This is a genomic window from Anabaena sp. FACHB-83 (assembly GCF_014697485.1).
Classification (GTDB): Bacteria; Cyanobacteriota; Cyanobacteriia; order Cyanobacteriales; family Nostocaceae; genus Nostoc_B.
Map to the genome: position 1 here is coordinate 73,561 of NZ_JACJRY010000020.1, position 14,409 is coordinate 87,969.

13 protein-coding genes and 1 pseudogene are annotated in these 14,409 nt (G+C 42.0%); 9 read left to right on the plus strand and 5 right to left on the minus strand.

The window, feature by feature from the left end:
• Position 1: 1 nt before the first annotated feature.
• Positions 2-355, plus strand: coding sequence for a DUF433 domain-containing protein (locus H6G79_RS22075; protein WP_190591952.1), 354 nt, complete (start codon positions 2-4; stop codon positions 353-355).
• Here H6G79_RS22075 and H6G79_RS22080 read toward each other — a convergent pair.
• Complete coding sequence (locus tag H6G79_RS22080) at positions 322-1,794, minus strand: adenylate/guanylate cyclase domain-containing protein (RefSeq protein WP_190591953.1); 1,473 nt, start codon at positions 1,792-1,794, stop codon at positions 322-324. The genes H6G79_RS22075 and H6G79_RS22080 overlap by 34 nt on opposite strands.
• On the minus strand, positions 1,791-2,816 hold the full coding sequence (locus H6G79_RS22085; RefSeq protein WP_190591954.1) for a molybdopterin-dependent oxidoreductase: 1,026 nt from the start codon (positions 2,814-2,816) through the stop codon (positions 1,791-1,793). The genes H6G79_RS22080 and H6G79_RS22085 overlap by 4 nt, the downstream gene beginning before the upstream one ends.
• 292 nt (positions 2,817-3,108) lie before the next feature.
• Here H6G79_RS22085 and pruA point away from each other — a divergent pair, with 292 nt between their 5' ends.
• Positions 3,109-6,087, plus strand: coding sequence for an L-glutamate gamma-semialdehyde dehydrogenase (pruA, locus tag H6G79_RS22090; protein ID WP_190591955.1), 2,979 nt, complete (start codon positions 3,109-3,111; stop codon positions 6,085-6,087).
• A gap of 209 nt (positions 6,088-6,296) precedes the next feature.
• Positions 6,297-8,021 carry a caspase, EACC1-associated type gene (locus H6G79_RS37670; RefSeq protein WP_313933950.1) on the plus strand — a complete coding sequence of 575 codons (1,725 nt, stop codon included), beginning with the start codon at positions 6,297-6,299 and terminating at the stop codon, positions 8,019-8,021.
• A 270-nt stretch (positions 8,022-8,291) separates the two neighbouring features.
• Here H6G79_RS37670 and H6G79_RS22100 read toward each other — a convergent pair whose 3' ends face one another.
• Together H6G79_RS22100 and H6G79_RS22105 are read right to left on the minus strand one after the other, a co-directional pair.
• Complete coding sequence (locus H6G79_RS22100) at positions 8,292-8,519, minus strand: antitoxin (protein ID WP_190591956.1); 228 nt, start codon at positions 8,517-8,519, stop codon at positions 8,292-8,294.
• 3 nt (positions 8,520-8,522) lie between these two features.
• On the minus strand, positions 8,523-8,762 hold the full coding sequence (locus H6G79_RS22105) for a hypothetical protein (RefSeq protein WP_190591957.1): 240 nt from the start codon (positions 8,760-8,762) through the stop codon (positions 8,523-8,525).
• A gap of 481 nt (positions 8,763-9,243) precedes the next feature.
• Here H6G79_RS22105 and H6G79_RS22110 point away from each other — a divergent pair, with 481 nt between their 5' ends.
• The 6 genes and pseudogenes from H6G79_RS22110 to H6G79_RS22135 all read left to right on the plus strand — a co-directional run bounded on the left by H6G79_RS22110 (position 9,244) and on the right by H6G79_RS22135 (position 12,856).
• Positions 9,244-10,098, plus strand: a complete 855-nt coding sequence (locus H6G79_RS22110; RefSeq protein WP_190591958.1) for a DUF72 domain-containing protein — start codon at positions 9,244-9,246, stop codon at positions 10,096-10,098.
• Between the two features lie 437 nt (positions 10,099-10,535).
• The gene (locus H6G79_RS22115) at positions 10,536-10,976 is read left to right on the plus strand and encodes a hypothetical protein (RefSeq protein ID WP_190591959.1); all 441 of its coding nucleotides are present in this window, start codon (positions 10,536-10,538) and stop codon (positions 10,974-10,976) included.
• A gap of 229 nt (positions 10,977-11,205) precedes the next feature.
• The gene (locus H6G79_RS22120; RefSeq protein ID WP_242048512.1) at positions 11,206-11,349 is read left to right on the plus strand and encodes a glycosyltransferase family 39 protein; all 144 of its coding nucleotides are present in this window, start codon (positions 11,206-11,208) and stop codon (positions 11,347-11,349) included.
• Positions 11,328-11,516: pseudogene (locus tag H6G79_RS22125) on the plus strand (phospholipid carrier-dependent glycosyltransferase); the annotation flags it as partial. The gene H6G79_RS22120 and the pseudogene H6G79_RS22125, both read left to right, overlap by 22 nt.
• 390 nt (positions 11,517-11,906) lie before the next feature.
• Positions 11,907-12,524 (plus strand): hypothetical protein, encoded by a 618-nt coding sequence (locus H6G79_RS22130; RefSeq protein WP_190591962.1) that lies wholly within the window; start codon positions 11,907-11,909, stop codon positions 12,522-12,524.
• 71 nt (positions 12,525-12,595) lie between these two features.
• Positions 12,596-12,856, plus strand: a complete 261-nt coding sequence (locus tag H6G79_RS22135) for a hypothetical protein (RefSeq protein ID WP_190591963.1) — start codon at positions 12,596-12,598, stop codon at positions 12,854-12,856.
• 27 nt (positions 12,857-12,883) lie between these two features.
• Here H6G79_RS22135 and H6G79_RS22140 read toward each other — a convergent pair whose 3' ends face one another.
• Positions 12,884-14,335, minus strand: a complete 1,452-nt coding sequence (locus H6G79_RS22140; RefSeq protein ID WP_190591964.1) for a sensor histidine kinase KdpD — start codon at positions 14,333-14,335, stop codon at positions 12,884-12,886.
• Positions 14,336-14,409 lie beyond the last annotated feature (74 nt).

Below are 14,409 nucleotides of genomic sequence, written 5' to 3' on the forward strand. Positions count from 1 at the left end.
TATGACTCTAGCAATTGCCCTTGAACCTACGCCTATAGAGACTGATTCTGATGGGGTTGTCAGAGTTGCAAAGACTCGTGTCACCCTAGACACTGTTGTGACAGCTTTTTTAGAGGGATGTACGCCAGAGGAAATAGCAGAACAGTATCCATCGCTGCAATTACCGGATATATATATGGTCATTGGTTACTATCTTAGACATCGAGATGAGGTTCATACCTATCTTGCAGAACGCCAGTATCAGGCAAACATGATTCAGCAGGAGGTTGAACAGCGTTTTAGTCCCATTGGGATACGCGATCGCCTATTGGCTAGGCAAAATCAATCCATCGGTGCCAGCAAAAGAAGTTCGTAAACAGCGATCGCTTCATCCTTACCTTTTAACTTTACTGCTTGCTCCACCAATTTTAATGAGAATAAATCTGGTTGAGATAAACTCTCAATCACTGCTTCTGTTACCAAAATTTTGCAGCCATATTGTTTAGTTAAGCCTTCAATGCGTGAGGCAATGTTCACAGCATCACCGATGACTGTAGAATCAATGCGGCCAGTAAATCCAACTGTCCCCATAACTACTTCACCGCGATGCAAGCCAATGCCAATGTTAATTTTGGGGAGGTTTTTTTGCATACGTTCTTGATTAAACTGATCTAGGGCTTGGTGCATTAAAATTGCTGCTTTGAGTGCGCCATCGGTGTTGTCATCATCAAATAATGCCATGACAGCATCGCCAATATATTTATCAATAAACCCACCTGAACGATCAATTACTTGCCCAATACAAGCTAGGTAGTCATTCAAAAATGTAAATATCTCTATTGGTGTCATCATTTCTGAGATGGAAGTGTAACCGCGAATGTCACAAAATAAAATTGTGATGTGGCGTGTGACTGCGATACCTACCTCAATATTTTCGATGCCTTGGGGTGCGATCGCTAAAATAAATTTATTCGGCACAAATAATTCAAACGATGCTAAAGTCTTCTGCAATTTATGAAATGAACTTTGCAATGCAGCAGACATCTCATTAAAAGAATTTGCTAATGCACCAATTTCATCGGCGTTGGTAATTTCGGCGCGGTGTTGCAAATCCCCAGATGCAATTTGAGCCGCACTGGTTTGCAAGCGGCGGATAGGGTTACTCAAGCGTCGCGCCAGAATATATGCACAAACCAAACTCACCAGCAGGCTAATAAAACCAACTATTAAGGCTTTATTCACCGCATTAGCGACAGCCAAGTTAACCTGACGTAGAGAAACACCGATGCGTAAAGTGCCGATTTTGTCCCCTGATAATCTGTAAATTGTCGAAGCAACTTCAATAATGCGATCGCCACGTTTAGCCCTGATATGATTGCCAAAGTTGATATCTGTTAATGCAAATGTTTCAATTGAGTTCGACTTTGGCGACGCTTTCCAGGCGGCATCACTGACTTTTAATGGCACAATATCGGGAATGTATTGTCCTTGTAAATATTCTGGATAGGCAGCAATAATTTGATTTTCTAGCCGCGCATCCGACACTAAAATATACACAAAATCTGCATTTTCTCGCAGCATCACATTTAAGTTGAGGCGCATTTGACTCCAGTTGCGCTCTTCCAGGTGATTCGCAAAGGTAGATGTTCCTAACACCCTAGATACAAATCTCGCTTCATTTAATTTCTGCTCTCGGTAAAGGGTATTTTCAGTTTTCGCCCATACCAAAACAATTGCACCTACTAACGCCACATTTAATAATGTCGTTGCAGTGATGATTCGCGTCCGAATCGAGCGGAAACTAAATAATTTCATGGTGTAGTAGTTAATTCTTCTACAAATGTTACCCAGCGCGACTGGCTAAGTTTAGCAGGACATTGAGAACTGAAAGCCAAAGTTAGAGGGCCTCCCATTTTGGCGGGAATCAATTCGCGGCTTTCTCCCCAACGGGTAACGAGTAAAATATCGCACTCAGATAAATCTTGAGTCGCCAACCGCACCGGAGCATCTTCATAAAAGGGTGCTTTACCCCGAATTATGACTCCTCCCTGGGCGGGTAATGGTTCTGGAAAACTAGAGAAAATATCCCGCAGTCTCACTCCAGAAAGCTTGACTTTACCACTAGGCCAAGAAATGCGATAACCAACAGTTTGTTCTAAAGTGACTTGCGGTAATTTATCTAAGGTAGCTAAGTTGACTTGATGTTGATTAACTCGTAATTTAACTGGTTCTGTTCCCACTATGATATTGCTTACGTAAAACGCCCAATTGGTGGAATCATACTTTTGTTTTAGCTGGGGATATTGAGTATAGGGAAAAACTAAATAAAGTGGCCCACCTTGAGCGCGAGCAATTGGTTTGTTATTTTTAGCGATCGCTAGTGTAATTGGATATTGCCATAAATCTTTCAGGCTGAGGGTAGTGTAGTAAGAATCAAAGGAAACAAAAGTTACATCGGTGACATGACTGGCGACAGCAAACTGTTGTAAAAGTACCGCCACAGGCACACCCCGAAAATCAAAAATCTCGTTAGAATGCAGGATGTCTAGAGGATCAGTTGTTTTGAGATGATTGGTTGCTAAAGTTTGTAACTGCTGCCAATTGAAATTTAAAGATTTGCCAGTAGTCGTTTCACCTTGAATAACCAAATTCCACTGACTTTGCTGTGCTTTTTTAGTGTTATTTGCAACAATTTCCGCATTGCGGGCGATCGCTTCTTTGCGCCATACTTCCAGTTGTTTATCTGTTGGTTGGTTTGTGCAACCACCCACACAGACAATTGCGATGGTTAAAGGTGTTAAGGCTAAGTTTTTCCACAAATTGAGATGCAACCACATTGTTAAGTTGATGAGTGCGGAGTTAATAGATGATCCCCCCGCCTGCGGCGACCCCCTTAAAAAGGGGGTTATAGAAGCTTGTTAGCCCCCCTTTTTAAGGGGGGTTGGGGGGATCTTAGTTGAGTGCTGAGAAAGATCCAAGCACCGTAATACTGTTTTACTCTGCGTGCCAGAATGTCCTAGAAAAACTTAACTATCCTAAGAATCTGGTAGCAACAAAATCTAAAAGCCACAATAGAAGACGCGGACTGTCCACAAACAGTTATGCACTAAATTAAGGAGATTATTATCTGTGGTATTACAAATACAAACCAGCATCTACGAACCTAAAACCCAGGAAATTGCTAAACAACTGTTAACAGCTACCCAAGAAAATCGTTCGTTTTTAGCTTCCTTGCGTGATCAGATGCGCTGGGATGATAAACTACTCGCTTGGGCAATGAGTAATCCGGGTTTAAGGGTGCAACTTTTCCGCTTTATTGATACTCTGCCAGCGTTACGCAGTAAGCCAGAAATTGCCGCCCATTTACAAGAATATTTAGGCGATGAAACTGTCGAATTGCCAGCTGCCCTCAAGGGGATGCTCAATTTTGCCAATCCTGATTCTATGCCGGGACAAGTGGCGGCAACAACTGTCTCAACGGCGGTGGAAACATTAGCACATAAATATATTTCTGGCGAAAACATTAAACAAGTCATCAAAACAGTTGAACGCCTGCGGAAAGAAAAAATGGCTTTCACCATTGATTTACTTGGTGAAGCTGTGATTACAGAAGTAGAGGCGCAGTCTTATCTAGAACGTTATCAAGAATTAATTGCTCAATTAGTCGAAGCATCGAAGAATTGGACGCATATTCCGGCGATTGATGAAGCTGATGGTGAAAAGCTACCAAAAGTCCAAGTTTCTGTGAAATTAACCGCTTTTTATTCGCAATTTGACCCTTTAGATGCTAAAGGTAGCGAGGAAAGAGTTAGCGATCGCATTCGTAACTTATTACGTTATGCCAAAGATTTAGGCGCAGCTATTCATTTTGATATGGAACAGTATGCGTATAAAGATTTAACGCTGAATATTTTGCAAAAGTTATTGTTAGAAGATGAGTTTCGCCAACGCACAGATATCGGCGTGACTATCCAAGCATACTTGCGTGACAGTGAGCAAGATGCCAGAAATGTGATTGCATGGTTAAAACAGCGCGGATATCCTTTAACAGTTCGCTTGGTGAAGGGTGCGTATTGGGATCAGGAAACGATTAAAGCAGCCCAAAAGCATTGGCCGCAACCTGTTTACAATGACAAGGTAGCAACAGACGCGAATTTTGAAACGATAACTCAGTTGTTGTTAGAAAATCATCAATATGTCTATGCTGCCATAGGTAGTCATAATGTGCGATCGCAAGCACGGGCAATTGCCATAGCGGAAAGTTTAAAGGTTCCCCGCCGTTGTTTTGAAATGCAAGTTTTGTATGGGATGGGGGATAAACTTGCTAAGGCTTTGGTTGATCAGGGTTATCGGGTGAGGGTTTATTGTCCTTACGGGGAATTATTGCCGGGGATGGCGTATTTAATTCGGCGGTTATTGGAGAATACGGCTAATAGTTCGTTCTTGCGGCAGAATTTGGAGAATCGGCCTGTGGAGGAATTACTAGCACCTCCAGTTATGTCTCACGCAGAGGCGCGGAGGCGCGGAGAGGAAGAGGGGAGATTTGAGGGGGCTGCGGATACGGATTTTGCGGAGGAGGAAAGGAGGAGGAGGGCGGCGCAGGCTTTTGAGGGTGTGCGTCGGGAGTTTGGGAAGAGTTATCTACCTTTGATTAATGGGGAGTATGTCAATACTCTGGAGGTGATTGATTCTGTTAATCCTTCTAATTACAGTCAGGTGATTGGTAAGGTTGGCTTGATTAGTGTGGAACAGGCTGAACAGGCGATGCAGGCGGCGAAGGCGGCGTTTCCTGGGTGGAAGAAAACGCCTGTGAAGCAACGGGCTGATATTTTACGCAAGGCGGGGGATTTGTTGGAACAACGTCGGGCGGAGTTGTCGGCTTGGATAGTGTTAGAGGTGGGTAAGCCAGTTAAGGAAGCTGACGCAGAGGTTTCAGAGGCGATAGATTTTTGTCGTTACTATGCTGATGAAATGGAACGGTTATATCAAGGTATTAATTATGATGTACCTGGAGAAACTAATCGTTATATCTACCAGCCACGGGGAATTGCGGTGGTAATTTCGCCGTGGAATTTCCCGTTAGCGATCGCCTGTGGAATGACTGTGGCTGCGTTGGTTACGGGTAACTGTACACTGCTCAAACCTGCGGAAACCTCTTCGATTATTACTGCCAAACTCACAGAAATCTTGGTTGAGGCGGGGATTCCCAATGGTGTTTTTCAATACGTCCCTGGTAAGGGTTCGCAAGTTGGGGCTTATTTGGTAAGTCATCCTGATACTCATGTAATTGCTTTTACTGGTTCTCAGGAAGTCGGCTGTCGGATTTACGCAGAGGCGGCAACTTTGAAGCCGTTGCAAAAGCACATGAAACGAGTGATTGCCGAGATGGGCGGCAAGAATGCGATCATTGTTGATGAAAGTGCTGATTTAGACCAAGCAGTTGTGGGTGTTGTACAGTCAGCCTTTGGTTACAGTGGGCAGAAATGCTCGGCTTGTTCGCGGGTGATAGTTGTGGAATCAATCTACGATGCTTTTGTTGGGCGGTTGGTTGAAGCGACAAAATCATTGAATATTGGGGAAGCTGAGTTACCTAGTACCCAAGTAGGGCCAGTGATTGATGCTAACGCCCGCGATCGCATCCGCGAGTATATTGAAAAAGGTAAGGCAGAAGCAAAACTAGCCTTAGAGTTACCATCGCCAGCCCAAGGTTATTTTATCGGCCCAGTTATCTTCAGTGAAGTCCCACCCGATGGCATCATTGCCCAACAAGAAATCTTCGGCCCTGTGTTAGCTGTAATTAAAGTGAGGGATTTTGCTGAAGCCTTACAAGTTGCTAACGGGACAAATTACGCCTTAACTGGCGGGTTATATTCCCGGACACCTTCCCACATCCAGCAAGCACAGGAAGAATTTGAAGTCGGCAACTTGTACATTAATAGGAATATTACGGGAGCGATCGTAGCTCGGCAACCCTTCGGCGGCTTCAAACTTTCTGGTGTCGGTTCTAAAGCAGGCGGCCCTGACTACTTGCTACAGTTCCTCGAACCACGGACAATTACAGAAAATATTCAGCGCCAAGGCTTTGCACCCATCGAAGGGGCAGAGTAATCTCGTCAAAACTCTCCGTGGCTCTGCGTGAGCTTTAAAACAGAAAAATCAGGTGGGTGATACTCACCTGATTTTTTATGTAGATAGAGCAAAAGATTGGAAATAAACTAAACGTTAAGAAAAACAATGTAAAAGCTTGTAATCTGTCAAAATTGAGAGCATAAGTTTAAGCAGTAGAAATTTTTGTAAGTCAAAAGTAAACAGTTCAAATGGCAAAATTTGCATTGCTGATTGGGGTTAGTGAATATCAGCCAGGGTTAGATGCTTTACCTGGGGCTGTGCAAGATGTCAAAGCAATGCAGCGAGTCTTACAGCATTCAGAAATGGGTGATTTTGCCGATGCTGATATGACAGTGCTGGAAAATCCCTCACGCCAGGTAATAGAAAAAGCAATTGAAACTTTGTTTTCTAGTCGTCAAAAAGATGACTTAGTGTTGTTTTATTTCTCTGGACACGGAATTAAAGATGATAGTGGCAAATTATATTTAGCAACTAGCGAAACCAGTAAGCATAAATCTGGTGAACTTATTCAAACTACTGCTACTGCTGCCAGTCTGATACATGGAATGATGGAAAGAAGCCGTTCCCGGCGACAGGTAATTATTCTTGACTGTTGTTTTAGCGGTGCTTTTGCTGAAGGTATGAAGGCAAAAGATGATAAAAGCGTAGATATCAAAAATCAGCTGGGAGGAGAAGGGCGGGTAGTACTAACTTCTTCTACATCTACTCAGTATTCTTTTGAACAAGAAGGAGAAGATTTATCAGTTTACACTCGCTACATTGTCGAAGGGATTGAGAAAGGCGCGGCTGACACTGATAACGATGGCATAATTTCTGTAGATGAACTGCATGAATATGCTTGTAAAAAAGTGCAGGAAGCAGCCCCGGCAATGAAGCCAGAGATTTATGCTGCGAGAGAAGGCTTTAAAATCAAGTTAGCAAAAGCTCCTGTGGGCGATCCGCAATTGGAGTACCGTAAGGAAGTAGAGCGAAGTGTCAGAGAGGGTAAGATTCCATCTGTGAGTCGTCGCATTTTAAAACGTCGCCAAAGTGAACTGGGTTTGTCCGTTGAGGTAGCAGCCCAAATTGAAAACGAAGTTTTGGAACCTTACCGCAAATATCAAGCAAATCTCAGAGAGTATGAAGAAGCATTAGCTGAGGCGATACAGGATGAAGGAACTCTAACTCAGCATACACGAGCAGAATTAAAGCGTTTTCAGCAACTTTTACAACTGAGAGATGAGGATATTGCACAGATTGAGGCGCAAGTTAACCCATCCCGAACACCTCAGAGCAAGCGAGAAGTAGAGCAAGAAGTTGCAAAAGATACTAAGCCTGAACCGCCTACAACCGAAGATGACCTCAGTTCAGAGAAAGGTGTAAACTACAACAAGCTACGCGACTTACTCGCAGCAGGAAACTGGAAAGACGCTGATTATGAAACTTATCTGGTAATGCTGCAAGCTGTTGGGCGTAAGGAAAATGACTGGATTAGGGATAAAGAATTATTAAACTTTCCCCGTACTGACCTCCGCACAATCGACCGTCTATGGGTCAAATACAGCAATGGCCACTTTGGCTTCAGCATTCAAAAGGAAATTTACTTGAGCGTAGGCGGTAAAGCAGACCGTATGTATTACAAAGAAGCCTGGGAGAAATTTCGTGAGCTTGTAGGATGGAAAAGAGAAAACTTCTTCTTGATAAATTATAGTATGCTTACTTTTGATATATCTGCCCCTGTTGGACACCTACCGGTTTGTGCAGTGGCAATGGGGAGGTTCTTGATATCAGATTTTTATGGACGCGCACTTCAAGAACAGATAGAGGCTCTATCATCGAGTAAAACGTTACAAGGAAGGCTTGTCCGGTGGAGTGTAGAGGTTCAAGGTAATAGACTTGATTTGGTGTCTCTTTTCTCGCATCGAGACTTATAAAGTTTAACATCTAAGGCTGTCAAATATTTACCAAGTGAATAGTAGGTTGGGTGTAGCGATAGCGTAACCCAACAGGTCTTGAGAATGTTGGGTTCCGTTCCTCCACCCAACCTACACCTGACTTTTAGCTACTCCAGATTCAAGTTCAGCAACAGTAACAGAGGAGACATCCACATCAGAAATGCTCAGGGTTTGAAATTTATCTAGCACTTTCTGAGGTTTTTACTTGATGAGATAAATGCAAATATTGGTATCAAGCAAGTACCGCATTTACAAACTCTCTCTGATGTCAATTTGTGGTTGATCCCTAGTAGTCATGAAATCTTCAGAGAAGTTGTCTAAACTCTCGATGAGAGATCGCCAAGGGTTATCTTTGGCAATAAGAACAATAGCGTTACCCATTTTTTTAATATAAACTTCTGTGCCAGTAAGTTGAAAATCTTCTGGCAAAATCACAACTTGGTGAGTGCCATCAGTGCTAAGTTTGGCAGTGTTCATAATTTATCTTTTCGCATTTTCTTTAAGCATATCTAAAGTTATAAACTTACCATTTCTATACTCAGCGCGAACAAATCCAATTTCTGCCTGTGTCTGAGCATCATCTTCATACAATGCTTCTTCAGCTTCAAAAATTTGTTGCTCAATTAGCTCTTGAAGTTGGCGTTTCTCTTTTAAATCAAGAGAAGATATTGCTTCTGCTAAAGCTTCTAGGGAAAGTTGTACTTTAACAATGGCTGGCATTTGCGTTTATGGGGTGTTTCCTGCACATTTACACCATTATGCTGATTTTAACAGCTATATTCCATTGTTTACTGATGTGCGACTTATTCTTTAAAGCCCTCTCCAAACCTCTCCCCGTTGGCGTTAGCCTGCCGTTAGGCAAGCGGAGAGAGGCTTTGAATCTTGCTCCCCTTCCCTAATATAGGACTTACGCATAAAAACGAAAAATCAAGGGTTTTGGCGAGGGTGTAGGGGTACAGGGGAGACACTGGCGTGGGCGGGTTTCCCGACTTGAGCCAAGTGGCGTGTGTATGTATCTAAAACCTTTACGCCACACACCCTCACACCCTTACACCCAATTTTCATAGACAATATTGGTGCGTAAGCCCTGTAATAATTGCTTTCAACTATGCTGGTGCTGGAACAATAAGACCTTTCTTCCTGCCTCTAGAATCCCGACACCTTCAGGCTAAAATTAAGTAAGAACACTCAAGGCTAGTCAGTGAACTTTTTTATTGGTTGTGCAGTTTGGGCGTATAAAGGTTGGGTGGGTGAATTTTATCCCCCAAGTACTCGTGCTACGGAGTTTCTGCGAGTTTACAGTCGTCGCTTCACTACGGTTGAAGGCAACACTACTTTTTATGCTGTGCCTAACCAAGAAACTGTGAGTCGTTGGGCGGCAGAAACACCTCTAGGTTTTGAATTTTGCCTGAAATTACCGCGCGATATCACCCATAAAGGTTTACTCCAACCCCATATTCCCGCAGCTTTGAAATTTTTAGAAGGAATGCAGCCTTTAGGGAAACGCTTGGGGCCGATGTTTGTGCAGTTACCTCCCAGTTATCCAGGGAAATTAATTGATGATTTAACTGCTTTTCTAGAAGCTTGGCCGAGAAAAACTGTACCTCTAGCTTTAGAGGTGAGACATTTAGACTGGTTTAAAGAACCTTACAGCAGTCAATTAACAGCGTTGCTAGAAAGTCTCGGTGTCGGAAGAGTGTTGTTAGATTCACGTCCAATTTACAATGGCGAAGATGACCCCCAGTTACAATCAGAACGACGCAAACCCAAATTGCCTGTACAATTCAGTGTAACTGCGCCTTTTAGCCTGGTTCGGTTCATTTCCCATCCCACATTATCTGAGAATCAGCAGTTTATGGCAGAATGGGTGACGCAGATTCAACAATGGTTGCAAGCAGGAACAAAAATCTACTTTTTTGTCCATTGTCCACTAGAAGAGCGATCGCCACACAACGCCCGTCACTTTCAACAGCTATTAGAACAAAGCGGTGTCCCAGTTTCGCCTTTACCTTGGAATCAACTAGAAAATCCACCAAGTCAGCTAAGTTTGTGGTAAGCTTTCTGGGAAATTTCTCTAATTTTTTGCTTTCATAACATTAGGACTTACGCATCAAAACAAAAAATCAAGGGTTTTGGCAAGGGTTCAGGGGTTCAGAGGTATATGGTAGCCAGTGGCGTGTGTACTGATTCAAAATCCTGACACCCCAAACCCTTTCACCCTTACACCCAATCTCCACAGATAATCTTTGTGCGTAAGTCCTGAACATATTCAACTCATACTCACTTCAAAAAGAGTAATAATAGTTATTGCAAGACATTTTTAATAAAGCTAAAGTCGTTCTCTTTTTTAAAAAGGAGATTATATATCCCTGGTTAAATTTGCCAAGAGGATATTAATAATGCTTAAAAATAGCTAACAGAAATGGCTTGATTTTTTATGTGGATTGTGATTAGGGCAATCATTGATAAGTAGTTTCATCAAAGGAGGTTCAGATGAGTCGTCTTCTTTATGAAAAATCAATTTCATATCAAGGATATCTCATCATTCCGTTTGTTTACGGTAAAGCTGATGCTTACGAAATCTATTCCTACAAGCTGTTGTCAGAAATTGGCAATAGAAGTAGATTTCATAAAACAGAAAATCCATCAGGCATCTACGGTAATAGCATTAATAATATTATTGATATTGCCAAAGAACATCTTGACAAAAATTTAGAATTTATCAGTCAACAAGATTGTTTTAAGTTGCGCTATATTTTCCGTAACAACCTGATCATCATCTTTCAACAAAACGGTAAATATTTCTACGATCATTATCCACCAGAGTTATTGAATAATATTGCCGCCCCAAAATTATTCAATTCCGAGTATGAATGCTTGAGTTGGATACAAGCAGGGTTAAATGGACAATATGTCCGACAGCAAGCAAGCTAAACCAAAGTCATACTTGACTTATAGGAGTTACACATAAAAACGAAAAATCAAGGGTTGGGAAGAGGGTGAAGGGGTTTATGGGTGTATGTATCTAAAAACCTTACATCCCACCCCCTTTCACCCATTCTTCACAGACAATCTTTGTGCGTAAATCCTGCTAACAATATTTTACTTACCAAGCTAAACTGGCATAAATTGGATGATTGCTAGTGCTTATACAATATTTGGGATGAGTGAAGTTAGTACCAGGATTCCCAGTGCGATCGCAGGAGTTTTGTGCTTATTTCTCATCTATGAAATCGGCAAAATTATTTTAAATCAAAAAGTAGCTTGGTTAGCTGCTGCTATTTCAAGTATGCACCTCTGGGTTTAATAGTGGGATTAAGCTGCTTGATTTTACCAAGTGTGTGGATTGCTCGTCACCACTACAATTACAAGTTTTTGACAGCAAGTTATTGGTTAGCTGGGTGGTTGATTCCCTGTTGGTTAGCTTTAGCGGTGGCTGGTAGTTTGGGGTTAATTGGTGATTATAATCCCGATTTTTTTAACATATAAAGACGTTATATATAACCAGGACTTACGCACCACAATTGTCTGTGGGGATTGGGTGTGGGGGTGAAAGGGTATGGGGTGTAAGGGTTTTGAATACTTACACCCTTACACTCTCATACCCCTGCACCCTTTACTAAAACCTTATTTTTTCGTTTTTTTGCGTAAGTCCTAATAACGTCTCTACATAGTTTTGGGTTTTGCTGGAAATAAAATTTTGATAATTTTCCAATATTTAATCACTTTTATTTATGAGATTAAAAAAAAAGAGTGTTTGATTTTACTAGTCAAAATGAATATTTTGAAGATGTACTAGTGTTCATCGCCTTAAAAGCAAATTTTTATATATACAACAGGATGCTTCTAACAAGGAGGAAGTCAATGAAAGCCTGGAAAATGCTGCTGGTTACTGTGTTATTTTTCGTGAATTTTTTCGTCGCTCAACCTTCTTGGGCAGATAAAATGTCAAAAATTAGTCCAGACTATCCGGTAGTAGTGCAGAATCTCAATAGTCTATTAATGGCTCAAAATAACCCAGAACAAGCTGGTTATACCGCAGAAGAATTACAGCAAAAAATTGCGGCACTACAATTACAAAAACAAACTCTAGAAACTTCCGAAGATTGGGCTAGTTGTCGAAACGAAACAGGAAAACCATTGGCGATTTATACTCGTAAACCAGAAGATGCAATTCCTAACAGTCTCTACTATTTAGGAAATCGCCAAACTACTGATGAAGACTGGGACTGTGATGCTGTTTATTTACCAAATGATGCTCAAGTTACAGGGTTAAATGTACCAGCAGGAGAACCAGCGATTTTGAAGCTTGTTGATGGCGCACAACTCATTGCTAGAATCAATCCCACTACGCAACAACTTCAATTTGATGTTCCACCTGCATTAGTCGAAGTTCTCAAGCCGGAACAAGTAACTTGGAATGTTCCGAATTTAACTCAAGCAGATATTGATGTCCAAATTCCTAACGCCCCAAATGATTGACATTAGATAAATCAACGGCGATATCGTGACTGATATCGCCGCTAATACACACCCTCAAGAATAAATTTATTGTGCTACCAGGTGGTGAAGATATTGTCGATTTCTGTGTAGGAATTTTAGGGAAAACCAGTGATATTAATTTATTTCGAGCAAACCAACATAAATTTATTGATACACAAAAGTTTCTCAGCAATAAAGCCTACATTAAATTACAATCGCCATCTTTTGTAGGTTGGGTGGAACGCAGTGTAACCGAACATTTTCCTGTAGTTAATTTACCATTTTTAAACTTCTATACAAGAATTTCTTGTTTACTAAAAGCATTGATGTAGAGCAAATGGTGCGATCGCCTGCCTAATTTATCCACAATTTTTTCTCACTTCTAACTTTTGCTGATGGCTAACTTCTAGAGGTAAGAAAATTGTTAAAACTTCGCCATATTGAGGTCTTTGACGCACAATCAGCTTACCGCCAATCGCTTGGAACAAGTGTTTAGTAGCATTTAAATTCAAACTAATTGTCCCTGTTTCTGGTTGAAACATCAGTAATTGCCCCAGAGCTTTCCGAATTGGTGGTGTAACAAATGTATCTGGCGTTTCTGAATTTTGGCATTGGAGTTGCGGTGACAATTGCAGTTTGAGTTGATCGCCGGCGGGAATAACTTGTACTTGAATATGGCTCCCAGCAGGTAAGCTACGGGTAAAATTCTCCATTAATCCCGTCAGTACCCGATCTAACATTGTCGGATTACTGACTACTGTAGGCAATTGTTGGGGAACCACCACTTCTAAGGTGAGGTTGCGTCGAGATGCAGCTTGTTGCCAACGGGGAATACTCTGTTGCAGAACTTGATGCAGCGACATCGGCGTAAGATGAGTCTTAGCCCCTTTTGTAGCAGTACAAGTTTCTAATTCTGCCGCCTTAAACAGCAACTCCATCCGATCAATTTGCTCAGTACACTCATGATCAATAATTTCTAAGCGGTTAACCACAGCCGCAGGTAAGTCACGCCGCTTGAGTAGCAGACGTGTCATGGTGCGAATGGTAGTTAAGGGAGTGCGAACCTCATGAGCAAAGGCTTGCAGCAATTCAACATCGGGAACTGGATGTTGGGTATTGGGAATTGAAGGTTGGGAATGAGGTATGTTGCTTGCGGTTTCCGACTCTTTCGCAACTTCTGGTTCTGGCAATTCTTGAAGTAGCAACTGACTAAACTGCATCGCAACGCGATAATCCGGCGCGACTGGGGAATATTGCTGTACTAACCCATCAAGTTCCGCGCAAAAATCAGGATTAGTCAGCATCACCCGCGCCCCGATCGCTCGCCATGCTTGGTGAACTATTTGGGGTTCAAAGGAAAATGAAAATCTTTTGTTGCCATTTTTGCATTCTGCCAAAACCAAGACTAATCGGAATTTCTCTGTAAATACCAAGCAAAACTGCTCGGAAACTAAAGGATCAGCAGGTAGTATCGGCAGTACTGCTTCTTGAAAAGAATGTTCTTGGGCTACCGTGGTTGTGGTAGGCATTTGAAACGGCATCAAAGCCAAAGGGTTAAAGGGCTTGGCTGTGAAAGTCACCGTCTGGATGTTTTGAGTTAAGATTGGTTGACTAAATAAAGGTGCTGGTGCGGCTAATACTAGTGCTGGTGTAGCCGATGAAGTGATTGCTAAACTCTCGATTAATAAATGTTCTGTTGCGGCTAAACTCATCCGCCACTGTCGCTCTGCCTTGGCTGGTGAACATTCAGCCATAGTTGATTGACTGTCGGCTAAAACTTCACTCAGACTTGGCAAGATCCATTCGTACACAGGTTTTCACCCCTTGGTTGAAGAGCGACTAAATTTTGACTACTACTTAAGAGGTTATAGTCATTTGTGTACAA